The sequence below is a fragment of the Microbacterium sp. A8/3-1 genome (assembly GCF_040267695.1).
GTDB lineage: Bacteria > Actinomycetota > Actinomycetes > Actinomycetales > Microbacteriaceae > Microbacterium > Microbacterium luteolum.
In genome coordinates this window covers 651,837-668,496 of the sequence record NZ_CP158357.1, presented here as the reverse complement: position 1 = coordinate 668,496, position 16,660 = coordinate 651,837, and the positions used below count along the sequence as shown (strand labels likewise).

Below are 16,660 nucleotides of genomic sequence, written 5' to 3'. Positions count from 1 at the left end.
GTCAGCGCCGTTCGCGCAGAGGCAGATCGATCGCCTCGGTCTCGCCCGTCTGCCGCGCGACCGGGATCCGGGTACCGAGCACTTGAGAGACGATGTCCTGCGCGATCTTCGAGGGGGTCAGCCCCGCATCCGTGAGGATCTGATCGCGTGAGGCATGGTCGATGAACTCGTCCGGAAGGCCCAGTTCGTCGACGGCTGTGTCGATGCCGGCCTCGCGGAGCACCTGGCGCACGCGCGTTCCGATGCCACCGACGCGGATGCCGTCTTCGAGCGTGATCACCAGTCGGTGCTGCCCGGCGAGCTTCACGACGGAGGGCTGCACGGGGATCGCCCACCGCGGATCGATGACCGTCGCGCCGATCCCCTGAGCGCGGAGACGGTCGGCGACGTCCATGGCCAGCGCGGCGAACGGTCCGATCGCGACGATCAGCACGTCTTCGGACTCGCCGCGGGCGAGCACATCGACGCCGTCCTCCAGACGTTCGATGGCCGGCAGGTCGGCCGCGACCTCTCCCTTGGGGAACCGGATCACGGTCGGTGCGTCGTCGACGTCGACCGCCTCGGCGAGGGCCTCGGTGAGGCGCGCAGCATCCCGAGGCGCAGCGATCCTGATGTGCGGCACGATCTGCAGCATCGCGAGATCCCACATGCCGTGGTGGCTGGGGCCATCGGGGCCGGTCACGCCGGCGCGGTCGAGGACGAAGGTCACACCGGCACGGTGCAGGGCGACGTCCATCAGCACCTGGTCGAACGCGCGCCCCATGAAGGTCGCATACAGCGCTACGACAGGATGCAGTCCGCCGAAGGCCAGGCCGGCGGCCGAGGCGACGGCGTGCTGCTCGGCGATTCCGACGTCGTAGACCCGATCGGGGAAGCGCTCAGCGAACGGCGCGAGACCCGTCGGCCGGAGCATCGCCGCAGTCATGGCGATGACGTCGGTGCGGCGCTCGCCGATCGAGACGAGGGAGTCGGAGAACACGTCGGTCCAGCTGCGCCCGCCGGACGACAGCTCCTCACCTGTGGCCGGATCTATGCGTCCGACGGCATGGAACTGGTCGGCCTCGTCATCGCGGGCGGGCTGATAGCCGCGGCCCTTCTCGGTGATGGCATGCACGATGACCGGTGCCCCGTAGGACTTCGCGAGCTCGAGCGTCTCGAGCAGCGCGGGGAGATCGTGCCCGTCCACCGGGCCGAGGTACTTGATGTCGAGATTGGAATACAGGGCCTCGTTGTTGGTGAAACGCGAGAGGAAGCCGTGCGTGCCGCCGCGGACGCCGCGGAACACCGCACGCCCGACCGGTCCGAAGGCGCGGAACAGGCGATCCGACTTGTGGTGCAGCTCCTTGTAGGCCGCGGCCGTGCGCACGCGGTTGAGATACCGCGACATCCCGCCGATCGTCGGAGCGTACGAGCGACCGTTGTCGTTCACGACGATCACGAGGTTGCGGTCGTTGTCATCGGAGATGTTGTTCAACGCCTCCCAGGTCATTCCGCCGGTGAGCGATCCGTCGCCGACGACGGCCACCACATGACGATCGGCCCGTCCCGTCGCGGTCAGGGCGCGTGAGACGCCGTCCGCCCAGCTGAGCGAGCTCGAGGCGTGCGAGGACTCGACCACGTCGTGCGCGCTCTCGCTGCGCTGCGGATAGCCGGCGAGTCCGCCGCGGACCCGGAGACCCGAGAAGTCCTGGCGCCCGGTGAGCAGCTTGTGCACGTACGACTGGTGACCTGTGTCGAAGATGAAGGGATCGTCCGGGGAGGAGAACACGCGATGCAGCGCGATCGTCAGCTCGACCACACCGAGGTTCGGGCCGAGGTGGCCGCCGGTGCGGGAGACGTTCTCGACGAGGAACGTGCGGATCTCCGCAGCGAGCTCGCCCAGCTGTTCGGTGGACAGCGCGTCCAGATCACGGGGTCCTGAGATGCTCGGAAGAATGGGCATCTGCACCTCCTCACAGGCTCTGTCTCTGGCGTTCGACAGGGGCCGGACGTCCTCTCGATCCTACCGCGCCGGGCAGGGAAAGCTCGGAGAGCGGGTACCCCTTGACATGCGGAGAGGGGCCCGTGTCCGAAGACGCGGGCCCCTCTCCGTTATGTGCTCAGACGAGCGAGCGCAGCACGTACTGCAGGATGCCGCCGTTGCGGTAGTAGTCCGCCTCACCGGGGGTGTCGATGCGGACGACCGCGTCGAACTCGACCGCCTGCTTGCCCTCGGGCGAGTTCTCGCTCGGTGTCGCGGTCACGCGCACCGTCTTGGGCGTGACACCCTCGTTCAGCTCCTCCAGGCCCGTGATCGAGACGATCTCGGTGCCGTCGAGCCCGAGGGACTCCCAGCTCTCGCCGGCGGGGAACTGCAGCGGGACGACGCCCATGCCGATCAGGTTCGAGCGGTGGATGCGCTCGAAGCTCTCGGTGATGACGGCCTTGACGCCCAGCAGGCTCGTTCCCTTGGCTGCCCAGTCGCGCGACGAGCCGGAGCCGTACTCCTTGCCACCGAAGATGACGAGCGGGGTGCCCTGCTCCTGGTAGTTCATGCTCGCGTCGTAGATGTACGACTGCGGTCCACCCGGCAGGGTGAAGTCGCGGGTGTAGCCGCCCTCGACGACCTGGCCGTCGTTGACCGCGGAGACCATCATGTTCTTCAGGCGGATGTTCGCGAACGTGCCGCGGATCATGACCTCGTGGTTGCCACGACGGGAGCCGAAGGAGTTGAAGTCCTTGCGGTCGACACCGTGCTCGGTGAGGTACTGGGCCGCGGGCGTGCCGGCCTTGATGTTTCCGGCCGGCGAGATGTGGTCGGTCGTGACCGAGTCGCCGAGCGTCGCCATCACGCGCGCACCCTCGATGTCGCGCACCGGGGTGAGCTCCATCGTCATGCCGTCGAAGTACGGAGCCTTGCGGACGTAGGTCGAGTTGTCGTCCCACTGGAAGATCGCGTCATCCGGCGTCGGAAGGCTCTTCCAGCGCTCGTCGCCGTCGAACACGGTCGCGTACTGCTTGATGAACTGCTCGCGGGAGATCGACGAGTCGACGAGCTCCTGCACCTCGGCGGGCGTCGGCCAGATGTCGCGGAGGAACACGTCGTTGCCGTCGGTGCCCTTGCCCAGTGCGTCGTTCTCGAAGTCGAAGTGCATCGATCCGGCCAGCGCGTATGCGATGACCAGCGGCGGGCTGGCGAGGTAGTTCATCTTCACGTCGGGGCTGATGCGCCCCTCGAAGTTGCGGTTTCCGGAGAGGACGGCCGTGACCGCGAGATCGTGGTCGTTGATGGCCGCGGAGACCTCTTCGATGAGCGGGCCCGAGTTGCCGATGCAGATCGTGCAGCCGTAGCCGACCGTGTAGAAGCCGAGGCCCTCGAGGTCCTTGTCGAGACCGGACTTCTCGTAGTAGTCGGTGACGACCTTCGAGCCCGGGCCGAGCGTGGTCTTGACCCACGGCTTCTGCTTCAGGCCCTTCTCGAGCGCCTTGCGCGCGACGAGACCCGCGGCGATCATGACCGAGGGGTTCGAGGTGTTCGTGCACGACGTGATGGCCGCGAGCGTGACGGCGCCGTTGTCGAGGATGTACTTCTCGCCCGACGGCGTCGTGACCGGCACAGGCTTCGACGCGTTCGCCGGGGCGCCGCTGTTGATGTGCACCGGACGCGTCGTCGTGGGCTCCTCCTCGCCGGGGACCGAACCGGGGTCGGATGCCGGGAAGGAGTGCTTCGACTCGAGATCGACGACGGAGTCCGAGGTCGAGGCCGATGCGTACGCCAGGATGTCCTGCTCGAACTGCGACTTCGCCTCCGAGAGGAGGATGCGGTCCTGCGGGCGCTTCGGGCCGGCGATCGACGGGACGACGGTGCCGAGGTCGAGCTCCAGGTACTCGCTGAAGGTCGGCTCGTGCGCCGAGTCGTGCCAGAGCTTCTGCTCCTTGGCGTACGACTCGACGAGCGCGACGGCCTCCTCGCTGCGACCGGTGAGGCGCAGGTAGTCGAGGGTCACGTCGTCGATCGGGAAGATCGCGGCGGTGGAGCCGAACTCGGGAGACATGTTGCCGATGGTCGCGCGGTTGGCGAGCGGGACGGATGCGACGCCCTCGCCGTAGAACTCGACGAACTTGCCGACGACGCCGTGCTTGCGCAGCAGGTCGGTGATCGTGAGCACGACGTCGGTCGCGGTGACGCCGGCGGGGATCTCGCCGCTGAGCTTGAAGCCCACGACACGCGGGATCAGCATCGACACGGGCTGACCGAGCATCGCGGCCTCGGCCTCGATGCCGCCGACGCCCCAGCCGAGCACGCCCAGGCCGTTGACCATCGTGGTGTGCGAGTCGGTGCCGACGCAGGTGTCGGGGTAGGCGCGGAGCACGCCGTCGACGTCGCGGTCGTAGATGACCTTCGCCAGGTGCTCGATGTTCACCTGGTGGACGATGCCGGTGCCCGGGGGGACGACCTTGAAGTCACTGAAGGCCGTCTGGCCCCAGCGGAGGAACTGGTAGCGCTCGCCGTTGCGCTCGTACTCGATCTCGACGTTGCGCTCGAGGGCGTTCTCCGAGCCGAACAGGTCGGCGATGACGGAGTGGTCGATGACCATCTCGGCCGGCGAGAGCGGGTTGATCTTGTTCGCGTCGCCGCCGAGCGCGGTGACGGCTTCGCGCATGGTGGCGAGGTCGACGATGCAGGGAACTCCGGTGAAGTCCTGCATGACCACGCGGGCCGGCGTGAACTGGATCTCGGTGTTCGGCTCCGCCGCGGCATCCCAGGACCCGAGGGCCTCGATCTGCGCCTTCGTCACGTTCGCGCCGTCCTCGGTGCGGAGCAGGTTCTCCAGGAGGACCTTGAGACTGAAGGGGAGCTTCTCGAAACCGGGCACCGTGTCGATGCGGAAGATCTCGTAGTCGGTGCTGCCGACCGTCAGGGTGCTCTTGGCACCGAAGCTGTTCACCGTGGACACGAATCCGTCTCCTTCTATTCGGATGGGAGCGACAGGCGCCTCCATCTTGCTCGCCAGGGAGCCCCTGCGGCTAGGAAGGCGGACCTAACCAGTCTGCCCCGCGGGAGTCGCTGGCGAAAGCCTGCGATTTATCTTGATGTCAAGATAAATCTATCATGCCTCGGCGGGTTCGTCGCTCCCGGACGCGCGCGGATAGAGAGCTCGCACCACGAGCCAGGTGACCGCGATCAGCGGCGCGAACAGCGGGAGGCCCATGATGAGCTTCAACGTGCCGAGCGCCGTGACCTGCTCGGTGAGGTAGAGCGGCAGCTGCACGGCGAGGCGGGCGAAGAAGAGCGCCGCCCACGCGATCCCGAGCCAGAAGAAGGCCCGGCGCTTGCGACGATCCGCGCGCCAGGCCGTGCCCTCCCCCATCAGGAATCCCACGGCGATCCCGATCAGCGACCAGCCGATCAGCGCCGACACGAGGATCACGGTTCCGTAGGCCGCGTTCGTGATGAGGCCGGGGACGAAGTTGTCCTGCCCGCGCCCCGTCCACAGGGCGAGGGCGGCAGCCGCAGCGGCGGCGATCAGTCCGCCGAGCGCGGCGGAGGGCGGTGACTTCTGCAGGAGGCGCACGACCGTGAAGACCGCAGCGAGGCCGACGGAGACGCCCAGGGCGAGGATCAGCGGCTCCGGACTGATCGTGAAGAGGATCACGAACGCCAGGCTGGGCAGGACGGATTCCAGGATGCCGCGCCATCCTCCGATCGCGGACCAGACGACCTTGTGCGTGCTCGCGCTCTCCGCGGGATCCAGACCAGCGCGGCGTGCGGCACCGCCGAGGGCAGCGCCGAGGATGTCCGACGCGCTCTGCTCGCGCTCGTCGCCCGGACCGGGCTCGGTCACGCGGATCCCGGCGTCGCCGGCATCTTCAGGGGGATCAGGTCGCGCGGAGGCATCGGGGCGCTGCCGCGGACGACCACGATCGAACGGAAGAGGTCCTCGACCTTGGCGGCCGCCTCGGGGTCGGATGCTCCCGCCCCGCCGATCACACCGCGAAGGAACCAGCGCGGACCGTCGATCCCGATGAACCGCGCCAGCCGGAGGCCCGATCCCTCGTTCGCGGTCGCGGGCACCTCGGCCAGCAGCTCTTTGCCCAGGGCGCCCTCGCGCTCCTCGACCCGACCGCCCTGCGCCTTGACCTGATCGCGCAGCTGCACGCGGGTCTCATCCCAGAGCCCACCGGACCGCGGCGCGGCAAAGGGCTGCACCTGCAGCGAGGAGTCCGCGTAGTCGAGGCCGACAGCCACGATTCGCTTGGACTGCTCCTCGACCTCGAGGCGCAGGTTCAGTCCCTCGCGCGGCAGGATCTTGATCCCGCCGAGGTCGATGTAGGGCCGAACCGGGTTCGCCTCGGAATCGTCGAAGGGTCCCTCGGTGGCCCGGTCGTCGGGCGCCGACTTCGAGGGGGTCGCATTGTTGTCAGTCATCAGCCTTGTCCTGCTTCGTTCTGGTGGAGCCCTGCCTGGTACCCGGTGGAGCCGAAGCCCCCATCGCCGCGGACGCTGTCGGGCAGCTCGTCGACCGGGATGAACGTGGCGCGTGTCACGGGCATGACGATCAGCTGCGCGATGCGATCGCCGACGGCCACATCGTACGCGTTCCGGATGTCGGTGTTGATCAGGCTCACCTTGATCTCGCCGCGGTACCCGGCGTCGACCGTTCCGGGAGAGTTCACGATCGAGATGCCATGCTTCGCCGCGAGTCCGCTCCGCGGCACGACGAAGGCGGCGAATCCGTCGGGCAGCGCGATACGCACGCCGGTGGCGACGAGGGCGCGCTCCCCCGGCTCGAGACGGACGGCCTCCGCGGCCACCAGGTCGGCACCGGCATCGCCCGGGTGGGCGTATCCGGGGACCACAGCGGCGATAATGGGGACATCAACGGAATCGGTCACCCCATGAGGCTAATGCAGAACACCGCCACAGACGCACGTCCGCGCTACCGCGAACGGCTCGCTCCGAGCCTCTGGCTGCTCGTCACCGTCGCACTCGCCGGACCCATGGTCTCGCTCATCTTCGTGCCGGTCGGCTCGACCGTCGCACTGATCGCGGGGGCGGCCGTATCGGCGGTCCTCGTGACGTCCTTCATCGCCGCCGCCCCTGTCGTCTCGGTCGAAGGCACGACGCTGCGGGTCGGACGCGCGCACATCGATGCCCGCTTCCTCGGCGAGCCGGTCGCGCTCACGGGTGAGGACGCTCGGCAGGCGCGCGGCCCCGGCCTCCCGGCACGTGGCTGGCACCTGATCCGCGGGGGCATCGACGGCATCGTCGTCGTGCCGGACACCGACCAGGACGACCCGGTCGAGGCGTGGACGATCTCCAGCAGGACGCCGGACCGTCTCGCCGCCGCCATCCGCGCCGCCCACTGAGAAGGGCGCCGCAGACGACAGCGCGCCCCTGATCGGATGATCGGGGGCGCGTGAGACGTCGCTCAGAGGGCTGCTACGCAGCGCACTCCTTGCAGATGGGCCCGGATGCGCCCTCGTGGTCGAGCTGCGAGCGGTGCTTCACGAGGAAGCAGCTCATGCATGTGAACTCGTCCTGCTGCGCGGGCAGCACGACGACGTCGAGCTCGAGGTCGGAAAGGTCGGCACCCGGGAGGTCGAAGTTCGACGGGTTGTCGGAGTCTTCGTCCCCGCTTGAGCCGGAGGATTTGTCCGGCACACGCTCCTTGAGGGCTTCGATCGACTCGGAGTCGTCTTCACTCTTGCGGGGAGCGTCGTAATCGGTTGCCATGCGGTAGATCTCCACTTTCATGGTGCGAGTGGGTGGTGCGCCGTCGGGTAATCGGCGGCCATAGTTTGCACGACCCGAACGCAATAAGCAAATGCCGGTCCGTGCGACATACCAAACTCACGGCACGCCCAGGCTATTCCCGGTCGCAGCGGCCGTCGCGTGGCACCATGAACGCACACCCATCAGAGGGGCATTCGCATGGAAAACGTCACCATCGTCGGCACAGAGGCAGGAGTGCTCGTACTCGCCACCGAGTCGGGCGAGCGCTTCGCGCTGCCCATCGACGACGTGCTGCAGCGCGAGATCCGACGCGCCACTCGCCAGGCGGAGCCGGCGGGTCAGCGGCTCGCCGCAAGTCCTCGTGACATCCAGGCGCAGATCCGCGCCGGACTCACCGCGATCGAGGTCTCCGAGCTCCTCGGGATCAGCGTCGACGACGTCGCGCGCTTCGAAGGTCCGGTCCTCGCGGAGCGCGAGCACATCATCGGTCAGGCGCTCGCCGTGCCGGTCCTGATCGGGAGCGAGGTCGAGCCCGACGCGCAGCCGACGTTCGGCGCCGCCGTGCGCGACAAGCTCGCCGACGTCGCCGCATCCTCGGAGCGCTGGGCGAGCTGGAAAGAGGAATCCGGCTGGGTCATCAAGCTGGAGTTCACCGCCAACGACGTCGACCACGACGCGCGCTGGAGCTTCGACCCCCGCCGCAGCGCGCTGGCGCCACTCAACGCCGACGCCACGCAGCTCTCGCGCCAGGGCTCGCTGCCCGAGGGGCTCATCCCCCGCCTGCGCGCCGTTGACCACGAGCGCACCACCTCGCCGTACAAGGACGAGAGCCGGTTCGACTCCGGCGCCTTCGGTCCTCGGCTGCTGCCTACGCCGGACGGCGGCGTGGAGGACCCGTCCCTGCCGGAGCGGTCCGACGCCGCTGCACAGGACGCCGCGATCAATCGCGCGCCCGAGTCCCAGAAGACCAACCCCGAGACCGCCGATCTGCTCGAGGCGCTCCGCCGCCGCCGCGGTCAGCGCGAGACCGCACCGCTGATCGACGACGTCGAGGAGTCCGACGGCGGACAGAGCCCGATCTCGCTGTTCGACGCGTTCGACCAGCCGGCCGACGAGCCGGAGCCTGCGGCGCCGACGCCCAAGCCGTCCGGCGGCGACGCGGCGGATAGCGGTGCACGCCGACGGCGCCGCAACGCCATGCCGTCGTGGGACGAGATCGTCTTCGGCGCCCGCACCGACGAATAGACCCGCGCGGACGAAGAGCACCGACGAGGAGCACAGGCCTCAGCGGGCGAAGGCACCGAGCCTGATCAGCGGAACCTGACGTTCCTCCGGTGTGAGGCCGCCATGCTGTCCGACCATTCCCCGGCCGCGCTGATCCGCCGCCGTACCGTCGTACACGGCACCCGCGCCGCGGGCGGCGACCAGCAGGTCCCCGATCCGTGACGCCGCCGCGGCGCCGACCGTCGGGCCGAACAGCCCGTGTCCGATGGCTTCGTCGCGCGTGACGACATCGGCCGCGCCGTCCAGATCGGCGCGCCAGCGCGCGGTGACCGCGGCGCGGTCGGCATCCGGTTCCAGGTAGACGTGCAGCATCCGCGGCTCACCGCCCACATGGCGGATGCCGGCGAGATGCTCCTCCCCGAGCACGACCTGCCGATTCGCCGGGACATCGACCATCCCGTGATCGGACGTGACGAGCACCCCGACTCCCGCCGGTGCGCGCACCGCGAGGGCTGCGTCGATGTCCTCCAGCGCGGTCACCCATTCGGGCGAATCGACGCCGTGCTTGTGGCCGGCCTTGTCGACCTCCGGCAGGTAGCAGTAGACCAGCGAACCCGGATGCCGCTGCGCGAGGTCGTAGGCGGTCGCCACGCGATCCGCGGGCGTGGTGGCGGCGACGAACTCGGCCCCGCGCAACGTCGCCCTGGTGAAGCCGCTGCGGGCGTAGGCGGCGACGCCCACGGCGAAGCTCCCGTGTCCTCGCGCGGTCGCCCGTTCGAAGATCGTCTCCGCCGGCTGCCAGACCAGCGGATCGATCCCGTCGGTCTCCCAGCCGCTCAGCTGGTTGACCAGCACGTCTCGACTCCGGTCGAGCACCCGGTATCCGACGAGACCGTGCTCGCCGGGCCACACTCCCGTGACGATGCTCGTCAATGCCGCGGCCGTCGTCGAGGGGAAGACCGAGTGCGCGACATCGCGCTTCGCCATCCCCGCCGTGAGCGCCCTGGCATGGCCGGCGTGCGCGCGGAGGCTGATGGCACCGAGGCCGTCGATCACGACCAGCACCACCGATTCCGCGCGCGGCAGCACGGCGGATTCACCGCGCAGCGCGGCGAACAGGTCGTCCGCCACCCCGACGATGCTCCGGGCACCGGGCGACTCGGACGGTAGAATGAAGGACATCCGAGCCAGTCTGACACAGGCTCCTCTACGCCCCCAGGAAGTCCATGCCGAAAACCCCGCCGCCCGAGCCCGTCGAGGAACGCATCCAGGACATCGACCTCGGAAGCGAGATGCAGGGCTCGTTCCTCGAGTACGCGTACTCGGTGATCTACTCGCGCGCCCTGCCCGACGCACGCGACGGTCTGAAGCCGGTGCAGCGTCGAATCCTGTACCAGATGGCCGAGATGGGCCTGCGCCCCGATCGCGGCCACGTCAAGAGCGCCCGCGTCGTCGGCGAGGTCATGGGAAAGCTGCACCCCCACGGCGACACCGCGATCTACGACGCCCTCGTACGGCTCGCTCAGGAGTGGGCGCTGCGGGTACCGCTGGTCGACGGACACGGCAACTTCGGCTCGCTCGACGACGGGCCGGCCGCCGCCCGGTATACCGAGGCGCGCCTGGCGGCTCCCGCGATGGCCCTGACCGAGAACCTCGATGAGGACGTCGTCGACTTCATCCCGAACTACGACGGTCAGTTCCAGCAGCCGGCGGTGCTCCCCGCGGCGTTCCCGAACCTCCTGGTCAACGGCGCCAGCGGCATCGCGGTCGGCATGGCGACGAACATGGCGCCCCACAACCTCATCGAGGTCGTGGCCGCCGCGACGCACCTGCTCGAGAACCCGGATGCCACCACCGAGGAGCTCATGGAGTTCGTCCCGGGCCCGGACTTCCCGTCCGGGGGCATCCTGATGGGGCTCGACGGCGTCAAGGACGCCTACACGAACGGCCGCGGCGCGCTCAAGGTGCGCGGCAAGGTCTCGGTCGAGCCGCTCGGACCGCGGCGCACCGGCATCATCGTCTCGGAACTGCCGTACATGGTCGGCCCCGAGCGTCTCATCGAGAAGATCCGCGACGCGGTCCAGGCGAAGAAGCTGCAGGGCATCAGCGACGTCACCGACCTCACCGACCGCAACCACGGTCTGCGCGTCGCTATCGGCATCAAGACCGGCTTCGACCCGAACGCCGTGCTCGAGCAGCTCTACCGGCTGACGCCGCTGGAGGACTCCTTCAGCATCAACAACGTCGCTCTCGTCGACGGCCAGCCGCGCACGCTCGGCCTCAAGGAGATGCTGAGCGTCTACGTCGGCCACCGCCTCGAGGTCATCACCCGACGCAGCCGCTACCGTCTGGCCCGCCGTGAGGAGCGCCTGCACCTCGTCGAGGGGCTGCTCATCGCGATCCTCGACATCGACGAGGTCATCCAGGTCATCCGCTCGTCCGACGACTCGGAGCAGGCTCGAGCGCGGCTGCGCTCGGTCTTCGATCTGAGCGAGCTGCAGGCCGAGTACATCCTCGAGCTGCGTCTGCGCCGACTCACCAAGTTCTCCCGCATCGAGCTGGAGGCGGAACGCGACTCCCTGCTCGCGGAGATCGCCGCGCTGCGCGAACTGCTGGAGAGCCCGGTGCTGCTCCGTGCTGTGGTCGCACGCGAGCTGGATGCCGCCGCCGATGCCTACGGCACCCCGCGCCGCACACTGCTCATGAACGCCGCTCCCCCGAAGCCGCGCGCCACGAAGGGATCCGTCGACCTGCAGATCGCCGACGCCCCCACCGTGCTCGTGCTCTCCACGACCGGCCGCGCCGTGCGCGTCGACCGCGTCGAGGGACAGGAGCTCGGCGTTCCGGCTCGACGGAGCAAGCACGACGCCATCCTGACGACCGTCGAGACCACGGTGCGGGCGGAGCTCGGCGCGCTGACCAGCGCAGGCCGCGTCATGCGCTTCTCCCCCGTCGATCTCCCGTCCGTGCCCGCGACATCCGTGCAGCTCGCAGCCGGGACGCCTCTCCGCGACTACCTCGGACTTCTGTCCAAGAACGAGCGGATAATCGGCTTCGTGCGCTTCGACAGCGAGACGCCGATCGCTCTCGGCACGGCTCAGGGCACCGTCAAGCGCATCGTCCCGGCATCCCTCCCGGTCCGTCCCGAGCTCGAGGTCATCGGCATGAAGCCCGGCGACACCGTGGTCGGCGCGGCCGAGGCGCCGGACGACGCCGAACTCGTTTTCGTGACGACCGATGCGCAGCTGCTGCACTTCGCGGCATCCGCGGTCCGGCCGCAGGGCGCTCCTGCCGGCGGAATGGCGGGCGTCAAGCTCTCCGCCGGCGCCTCCGTGCTCTTCTTCGGCGTGGTCGCCCCGGGCTCCGACGCGGTCGTCGCGACGGTCTCGGGCGGCGACAGCATCCTGCCGGGCACCGACCCGGGGCGGGCGAAGGTCTCGACGTTCAGCGAATACCCGGCGAAGGGTCGCGCGACCGGCGGTGTGCGGGCGCATTCGTTCCTGAAGGGCGAGGACCGGCTCACGGTCGCCTGGGTGGGTCCGAGCCCCGCACAGGCCGTCGACCCGACCGGCGCGGTGCGCAAGCTCCCGGAGCCCGGAGCGCGTCGCGACGGCTCCGGTCAGCCCATCGACGGGGTCATCGGCAGCATCGGCCGCACGATCGTCTGACGAACGGGAGTCGTCCCGGCGTCAGAGGCGCAGCGCGAGCACGTTCGCGGTGAGCCCGGCGGCGGTACCGCAGAGGATCACGGTGTCGCCGGCGCCCACTCGTCCCGCGTCCAGAGCCCGCGTGAGCATGAACGGCACGGACGCGGAGACCATGTTCCCGAACGCCGCGACCTCGTCAACGCGGCGATCCACCGGGATGCCCAGGCGGTCGAGCATGGGGCCGAGCGCGGCGGAGGCCTGGTGCGGGACCCACAGCGCCACGTCGTCGTAGTCGATGCCGTGGCGTTCGTGGAAGCGCTCGAAGAATGCGGGCAGCACGCGCATCATCCCAAGGAGCGCGCGGCGACCGTTCATGTCGAAGAGGTAGTCGCCGGGGTCGCTCTCCGCGTAGAGCTGGGCAGGCGAGTGCGAGAGTCCGCCGCGGATCTCGGTGTCGTGCGCGTAGGCGGGCCAGGTCTGCTGTGCGCTGGCGATCACGCCACGCGACGGGTCGTCCGATCGACGCAGCACGACGGCTGCCGCGGCATCGCTGAACAGCTCGTAGCTCTCCCGCTGGTCGGGGTTGAGGAACCGTGTCCCGACATCGCCCGAGAACACGAGGATCGTGTCGTGGTCGCCGGAATCGAGGTACCGCGAGGCGACGTCGAGCGCGGTGATGAAGCTGGTGCAGGTCGAGTTCACGTCGAACGCCGCAGCATTCCCCTCGAGAGTCAACCGCTCGAGGACCAGCGCCGCCGTGCACGGGATCGGCTGGATGCCGGCCGCCGACGCCCCGAGGACGAGATCCACCTCTTCGATGCCGATACCGGCGCGCGTCAGGGCCCGCTCGCACGCCGCCGCCAGCATGTCCAGATGCGACATGTCGTCCGCGATGCGATAGCGCACCTCGTCGCCGAAGCGCACGGTCCGCTCGGGCAGCACGCTGCCCCAGCCGACGATCTCACAGCTCCTCATCGGCATCCCCCCTCCAGGTCCGCGCCACACGGCGCAGCTTCACCGATCCGTCCCGCATGTACGGCAGGAAGACGATCTCCGGCCGCTCGCAGCCCAGTCGCTCGGCGAGGGCATCCACCTCGGCGGTGACGCTGCCCATCGTCCGATCATCGAGCACGTCCAGGGATATCTCGAGCAGCGACGCGTTCGTCTGCACCACTCGATACTCGTCGAAGCCCTCGGCATAGAGCAGCGCACGCGACATGACGTCGGCGAACACCGGGACCCGACGACCGTCGAGCCCGCGGAACACCAGAGTGTCCCCCACCCGCCCCTCGATGCGCTCGATCGCCGCGAGGGCGCTCCCGCACCGGCACGGGCCCGTACGGGCGCGCAGCACGTCGCCGAGCCGATAGCGCACGATCGGCTGCGCGCGGCGGCGGAGATCCGTGACGATCGGCGTGAACCGCTGGTCGTCGAGCTGCTCGCGCTCGAAGAGAACGCTGTCCTCGTTCAGGTGGATCACGCCCGCCTCGCAGGTGTGCGCGAGGAAGCCCTCGGTGCACTGATAGAGCTGGTGGATCCTCGGCTGCCGCAGCGACGTCGCGATCCGCTCCTCGTCGGCGATCTCGAGCACCTCGGCGACCGCGTACACCTTCTGCGGAACGGTGCGGAAGCGCCCGGCGTCCGCCGCGCGGGCGATCAGACGGAGGACCGAGGGCGGTGCGACGAGGATGGTCGGCCGGTACGCCTCGAGGCGTCGGATGTTCTCGTCCATGTCGGCGTACACGTCGAAGTAGGAGAACGAGACCACCTTCGAGCCGACCGATTCGTACAGGCTGTTGTCCGCGCGCAGGAAGAGGGCGATGCGATGCCCCGTGAGCCGTCCGCGCGGCAGCGTCCGCGCGAGCACGGTGCCGACCCAGGCGTCCCGCTCCCTCGGGCAGACGATGAAGAGTCCGCGGTGCCCGCTGGTGCCGCTGGAGAGGCCTACGGAGTTCTCCCCGAGGTCGGCGTCGAACTCGCGGGACCGCTCGTTCGCGATGGCCAGGGCCAGGGCCTCGTCGCGCTGCACGCCGACCGTGTTGATCTCGTCGAAGCGGCCCATCATCACGCTCTTGTCCATGAGCGGGAGCTCGGCGAAGGCGTGCGTCTCGAGCAGCCGACGGAAATGCGGTGATCGGTGCCGCAGGAACCGGAGGTGACGCCTCAGGAGACGCGCCTGGCGCCGTTCGACAGCCGCGCGCGTGCGCAGGGGCCGTCCCCACCGCACGGCGGCGAACTCCCGAAGGATGCGCAGCGTCGACATCAGTCCAGCAGCTCCTTCGCTCCGAGGGGGTCGTGACTGCAGATGATGCGGATGCCGGCGGCGGCGACGTCCTGCAGGAGCACGGCCGTTCGTCGGTAGGCGACGTGGTCGTGCTGCACGGCCCGAGGGATCGCGCGGAGGTCGGCGGTCGCCGCGAGCAGGTCCCGCCCCCATGCCGCGTCCCCGGCGAGCAGGACGCGCCCGTCCACCAGCGCGCCGATGTGCCCGTCCGCGTGGCCGGGAAGATCCACGACGACGACGGACCCGTCGCCGAAGAGATCCGCGCCGCGGAGGGGGATGCCGCCGAGATCGATCACCTGGAACGCCTCGTCGTCGAGCACGATCCGCCTCGCGTCGTCGAACCAGTCCGGAAGGAGACCCGTGAGGATGCCGGCGCGCAGGCGCGGTGCGGCCAGCGAATTCCGCTGGCCCGACGTCATCACGAAGGTCGCCGTGGGGAACCTCGCGATCCCCCCGATGTGGTCGGGGTGCAGGTGGGAGAGCACGACGTGGGTGATGGACGACGGGTCGACGCCGTCGTCGGCCAGCTGCCGGGCGATGTCGTCACCGACTTCGACCTTCGGCGGGAGCAGGCGGCGGTAGGCCGCGCCCCGCCACCCCGTGCGCCAGGTGCCGGGTGCGTAGCCGGTGTCGAAGAGCACGCGCCGTCCGTCCGAGCCGTCGAACAGGAACACGCCGGAGGGGAACTCGCGCGACTCGCGCGCGCCGCCGCGGAACATGGCGGAGAGATCATGCGCCGTGCTCCCGCAGACGTAGTGCCGCAGACGCGCGCTCACGCGTGCGCCTTCTGGTCGGCGGCCGCACGGGCGAGCGCCTCGTCGAGCGACACGAGCGGCCGGTAGCCGAGCTCGGCCTTCGCCCGCGTGAGATCGAGAGTCTGCGAGTAGGCGATCGTGCTCAGCGTGTAGCGGGTGAGAGGCGGTTCCGGGCGACCGGGGATCACACGGCAGACGGCATCGAGGGCCGAGGCCAGCATCCACGCGAACCGTCTGTTCATGGGGCGCATCCGAGGCACCTCTCCCATGAGCTCGAGAAGGGTCGTGAGCAGGTCGCGGAACGGCCGGGGATCGTCGTTGGTGATGTTGTACACGCCACCCGCGGGATCGCCGGCATCGAGCGCGAGCCGGAGCGCCGTCGCCACGTTCTCGACCGCCGTGACATCGATCAGGTTCCCTCCCCCGTCGAACAGCGGGATCCCGACGCGACGATGCACGTCCAGCAGACGCGGCACCAGGCTCGGGTCCCCCGCCCCGATCAGACCCCGGGGTCGCACGATCACGAGCTCCGGGAAGGCCGCCGCCCGCCGGGCGTCCTGGAGAAGGGCCTCGGCGGCGATCTTCGAGCGGATGTATCCGTTGAGGCGATTGCGTGTGTCCACGTCGTCCTCGCGGATGGCGACGCGATCACGCGGTGCCGCGTAGACACTCGGCGAGGACACATGCACGACCCTTCGCACGCCGTTGCGGCGGGCGAACTCGACGACATGCGCCGTCCCTTCGATGTTCGCCTCACGGAAGGCCCTCCACGGGCCCCAGGGCGTCGAGAGGGCGGCGCAGTGGATCACGGCGTCGACGGGAAGCTCCGCGGACGCCAGGGACGCCAGATCGCCGATGATGAGATGCTCTCCGTCGGCGACCTTCGCGAGGGCGGCGACGTTGCGCCCCGCGGCGAAGACCTCGAACCCGTGAGAGCGCAGATCACGCACGACGTGACCGCCGAGGAACCCGCTCGCCCCCGTCACCAGCACACGGGCTCCGGACATGCTCTTCACCATAGCGGCCCTAGTCT

General features: G+C 69.4%; 14 protein-coding genes. 3 read left to right on the top strand and 11 right to left on the bottom strand.

Annotated features, from left to right (window positions below):
* Window position 1: 1 nt before the first annotated feature.
* The 5 genes from dxs to dut form a co-directional block, all read right to left on the bottom strand.
* Complete coding sequence (gene dxs, locus ABS642_RS03305) at window positions 2-1,942, bottom strand: 1-deoxy-D-xylulose-5-phosphate synthase (protein WP_282217043.1); 1,941 nt, start codon at window positions 1,940-1,942, stop codon at window positions 2-4.
* A 157-nt stretch (window positions 1,943-2,099) separates the two neighbouring features.
* Window positions 2,100-4,937, bottom strand: coding sequence for an aconitate hydratase (locus ABS642_RS03300; RefSeq protein WP_350352238.1), 2,838 nt, complete (start codon window positions 4,935-4,937; stop codon window positions 2,100-2,102).
* Window positions 4,938-5,090: 153 nt separating this feature from the next.
* Window positions 5,091-5,825: a DUF3159 domain-containing protein gene (locus ABS642_RS03295; RefSeq protein WP_350352237.1), complete on the bottom strand. Its 735-nt coding sequence runs from the start codon at window positions 5,823-5,825 to the stop codon at window positions 5,091-5,093.
* Complete coding sequence (locus ABS642_RS03290; RefSeq protein ID WP_116634865.1) at window positions 5,822-6,409, bottom strand: DUF3710 domain-containing protein; 588 nt, start codon at window positions 6,407-6,409, stop codon at window positions 5,822-5,824. The genes ABS642_RS03295 and ABS642_RS03290 overlap by 4 nt, the downstream gene beginning before the upstream one ends.
* Window positions 6,409-6,876 (bottom strand): dUTP diphosphatase, encoded by a 468-nt coding sequence (gene dut / locus ABS642_RS03285; RefSeq protein WP_282217040.1) that lies wholly within the window; start codon window positions 6,874-6,876, stop codon window positions 6,409-6,411. Before dut ends, ABS642_RS03290 begins: the two co-directional genes overlap by 1 nt.
* Before the next feature lie 12 nt (window positions 6,877-6,888).
* Between dut and ABS642_RS03280 the strand changes: the two genes are divergently transcribed.
* On the top strand, window positions 6,889-7,350 hold the full coding sequence (locus ABS642_RS03280) for a DUF3093 domain-containing protein (RefSeq protein ID WP_282217039.1): 462 nt from the start codon (window positions 6,889-6,891) through the stop codon (window positions 7,348-7,350).
* 73 nt (window positions 7,351-7,423) lie between these two features.
* On the opposite strand, the gene ABS642_RS03275 is transcribed toward ABS642_RS03280, so the two are convergent.
* On the bottom strand, window positions 7,424-7,717 hold the full coding sequence (locus tag ABS642_RS03275; protein ID WP_105725536.1) for a DUF4193 domain-containing protein: 294 nt from the start codon (window positions 7,715-7,717) through the stop codon (window positions 7,424-7,426).
* 198 nt (window positions 7,718-7,915) lie between these two features.
* Here ABS642_RS03275 and sepH point away from each other — a divergent pair, with 198 nt between their 5' ends.
* A complete protein-coding gene (gene sepH, locus ABS642_RS03270) occupies window positions 7,916-8,962 on the top strand; it encodes a septation protein SepH (protein WP_350352236.1) in 1,047 nt (348 codons plus the stop codon).
* Between the two features lie 39 nt (window positions 8,963-9,001).
* Here sepH and ABS642_RS03265 read toward each other — a convergent pair whose 3' ends face one another.
* The gene (locus ABS642_RS03265) at window positions 9,002-10,123 is read right to left on the bottom strand and encodes a nucleotide pyrophosphatase/phosphodiesterase family protein (protein WP_350352235.1); all 1,122 of its coding nucleotides are present in this window, start codon (window positions 10,121-10,123) and stop codon (window positions 9,002-9,004) included.
* 44 nt (window positions 10,124-10,167) lie between these two features.
* Between ABS642_RS03265 and ABS642_RS03260 the strand changes: the two genes are divergently transcribed.
* Window positions 10,168-12,609, top strand: coding sequence for a DNA topoisomerase IV subunit A (locus ABS642_RS03260; protein ID WP_350352234.1), 2,442 nt, complete (start codon window positions 10,168-10,170; stop codon window positions 12,607-12,609).
* Window positions 12,610-12,630: 21 nt separating this feature from the next.
* On the opposite strand, the gene ABS642_RS03255 is transcribed toward ABS642_RS03260, so the two are convergent.
* From ABS642_RS03255 to ABS642_RS03240, 4 genes are read right to left on the bottom strand one after another with little or no spacing between them, the layout of a single operon-like run.
* Entirely contained in the window at window positions 12,631-13,563 is a 933-nt protein-coding gene (locus tag ABS642_RS03255) for a 3-oxoacyl-[acyl-carrier-protein] synthase III C-terminal domain-containing protein (RefSeq protein WP_350352233.1), read from the bottom strand.
* On the bottom strand, window positions 13,550-14,851 hold the full coding sequence (locus tag ABS642_RS03250; RefSeq protein WP_350352232.1) for a F390 synthetase-related protein: 1,302 nt from the start codon (window positions 14,849-14,851) through the stop codon (window positions 13,550-13,552). Before ABS642_RS03250 ends, ABS642_RS03255 begins: the two co-directional genes overlap by 14 nt.
* Window positions 14,851-15,648: an MBL fold metallo-hydrolase gene (locus ABS642_RS03245; RefSeq protein ID WP_350352231.1), complete on the bottom strand. Its 798-nt coding sequence runs from the start codon at window positions 15,646-15,648 to the stop codon at window positions 14,851-14,853. Before ABS642_RS03245 ends, ABS642_RS03250 begins: the two co-directional genes overlap by 1 nt.
* Complete coding sequence (locus ABS642_RS03240) at window positions 15,645-16,634, bottom strand: NAD(P)-dependent oxidoreductase (protein WP_350352230.1); 990 nt, start codon at window positions 16,632-16,634, stop codon at window positions 15,645-15,647. Before ABS642_RS03240 ends, ABS642_RS03245 begins: the two co-directional genes overlap by 4 nt.
* Window positions 16,635-16,660: the final 26 nt, after the last annotated feature.

Excerpts from the sequence above, each read along its gene's own strand:
- ABS642_RS03265 (WP_350352235.1), bottom strand. The coding sequence starts at position 10,123 with ATGTCCTTCATTCTACCGTCCGAGTCGCCCGGTGCCCGGAGCATCGTC.
- ABS642_RS03275 (WP_105725536.1), bottom strand. The coding sequence starts at position 7,717 with ATGGCAACCGATTACGACGCTCCCCGCAAGAGTGAAGACGACTCCGAG.
- ABS642_RS03250 (WP_350352232.1), bottom strand. The coding sequence starts at position 14,851 with ATGTCGACGCTGCGCATCCTTCGGGAGTTCGCCGCCGTGCGGTGGGGA.
- dxs (WP_282217043.1), bottom strand. The coding sequence starts at position 1,942 with ATGCCCATTCTTCCGAGCATCTCAGGACCCCGTGATCTGGACGCGCTG.
- ABS642_RS03280 (WP_282217039.1), top strand. The coding sequence starts at position 6,889 with ATGCAGAACACCGCCACAGACGCACGTCCGCGCTACCGCGAACGGCTC.
- ABS642_RS03255 (WP_350352233.1), bottom strand. The coding sequence starts at position 13,563 with ATGAGGAGCTGTGAGATCGTCGGCTGGGGCAGCGTGCTGCCCGAGCGG.
- ABS642_RS03260 (WP_350352234.1), top strand. The coding sequence starts at position 10,168 with ATGCCGAAAACCCCGCCGCCCGAGCCCGTCGAGGAACGCATCCAGGAC.
- ABS642_RS03240 (WP_350352230.1), bottom strand. The coding sequence starts at position 16,634 with ATGTCCGGAGCCCGTGTGCTGGTGACGGGGGCGAGCGGGTTCCTCGGC.
- sepH (WP_350352236.1), top strand. The coding sequence starts at position 7,916 with ATGGAAAACGTCACCATCGTCGGCACAGAGGCAGGAGTGCTCGTACTC.
- ABS642_RS03290 (WP_116634865.1), bottom strand. The coding sequence starts at position 6,409 with ATGACTGACAACAATGCGACCCCCTCGAAGTCGGCGCCCGACGACCGG.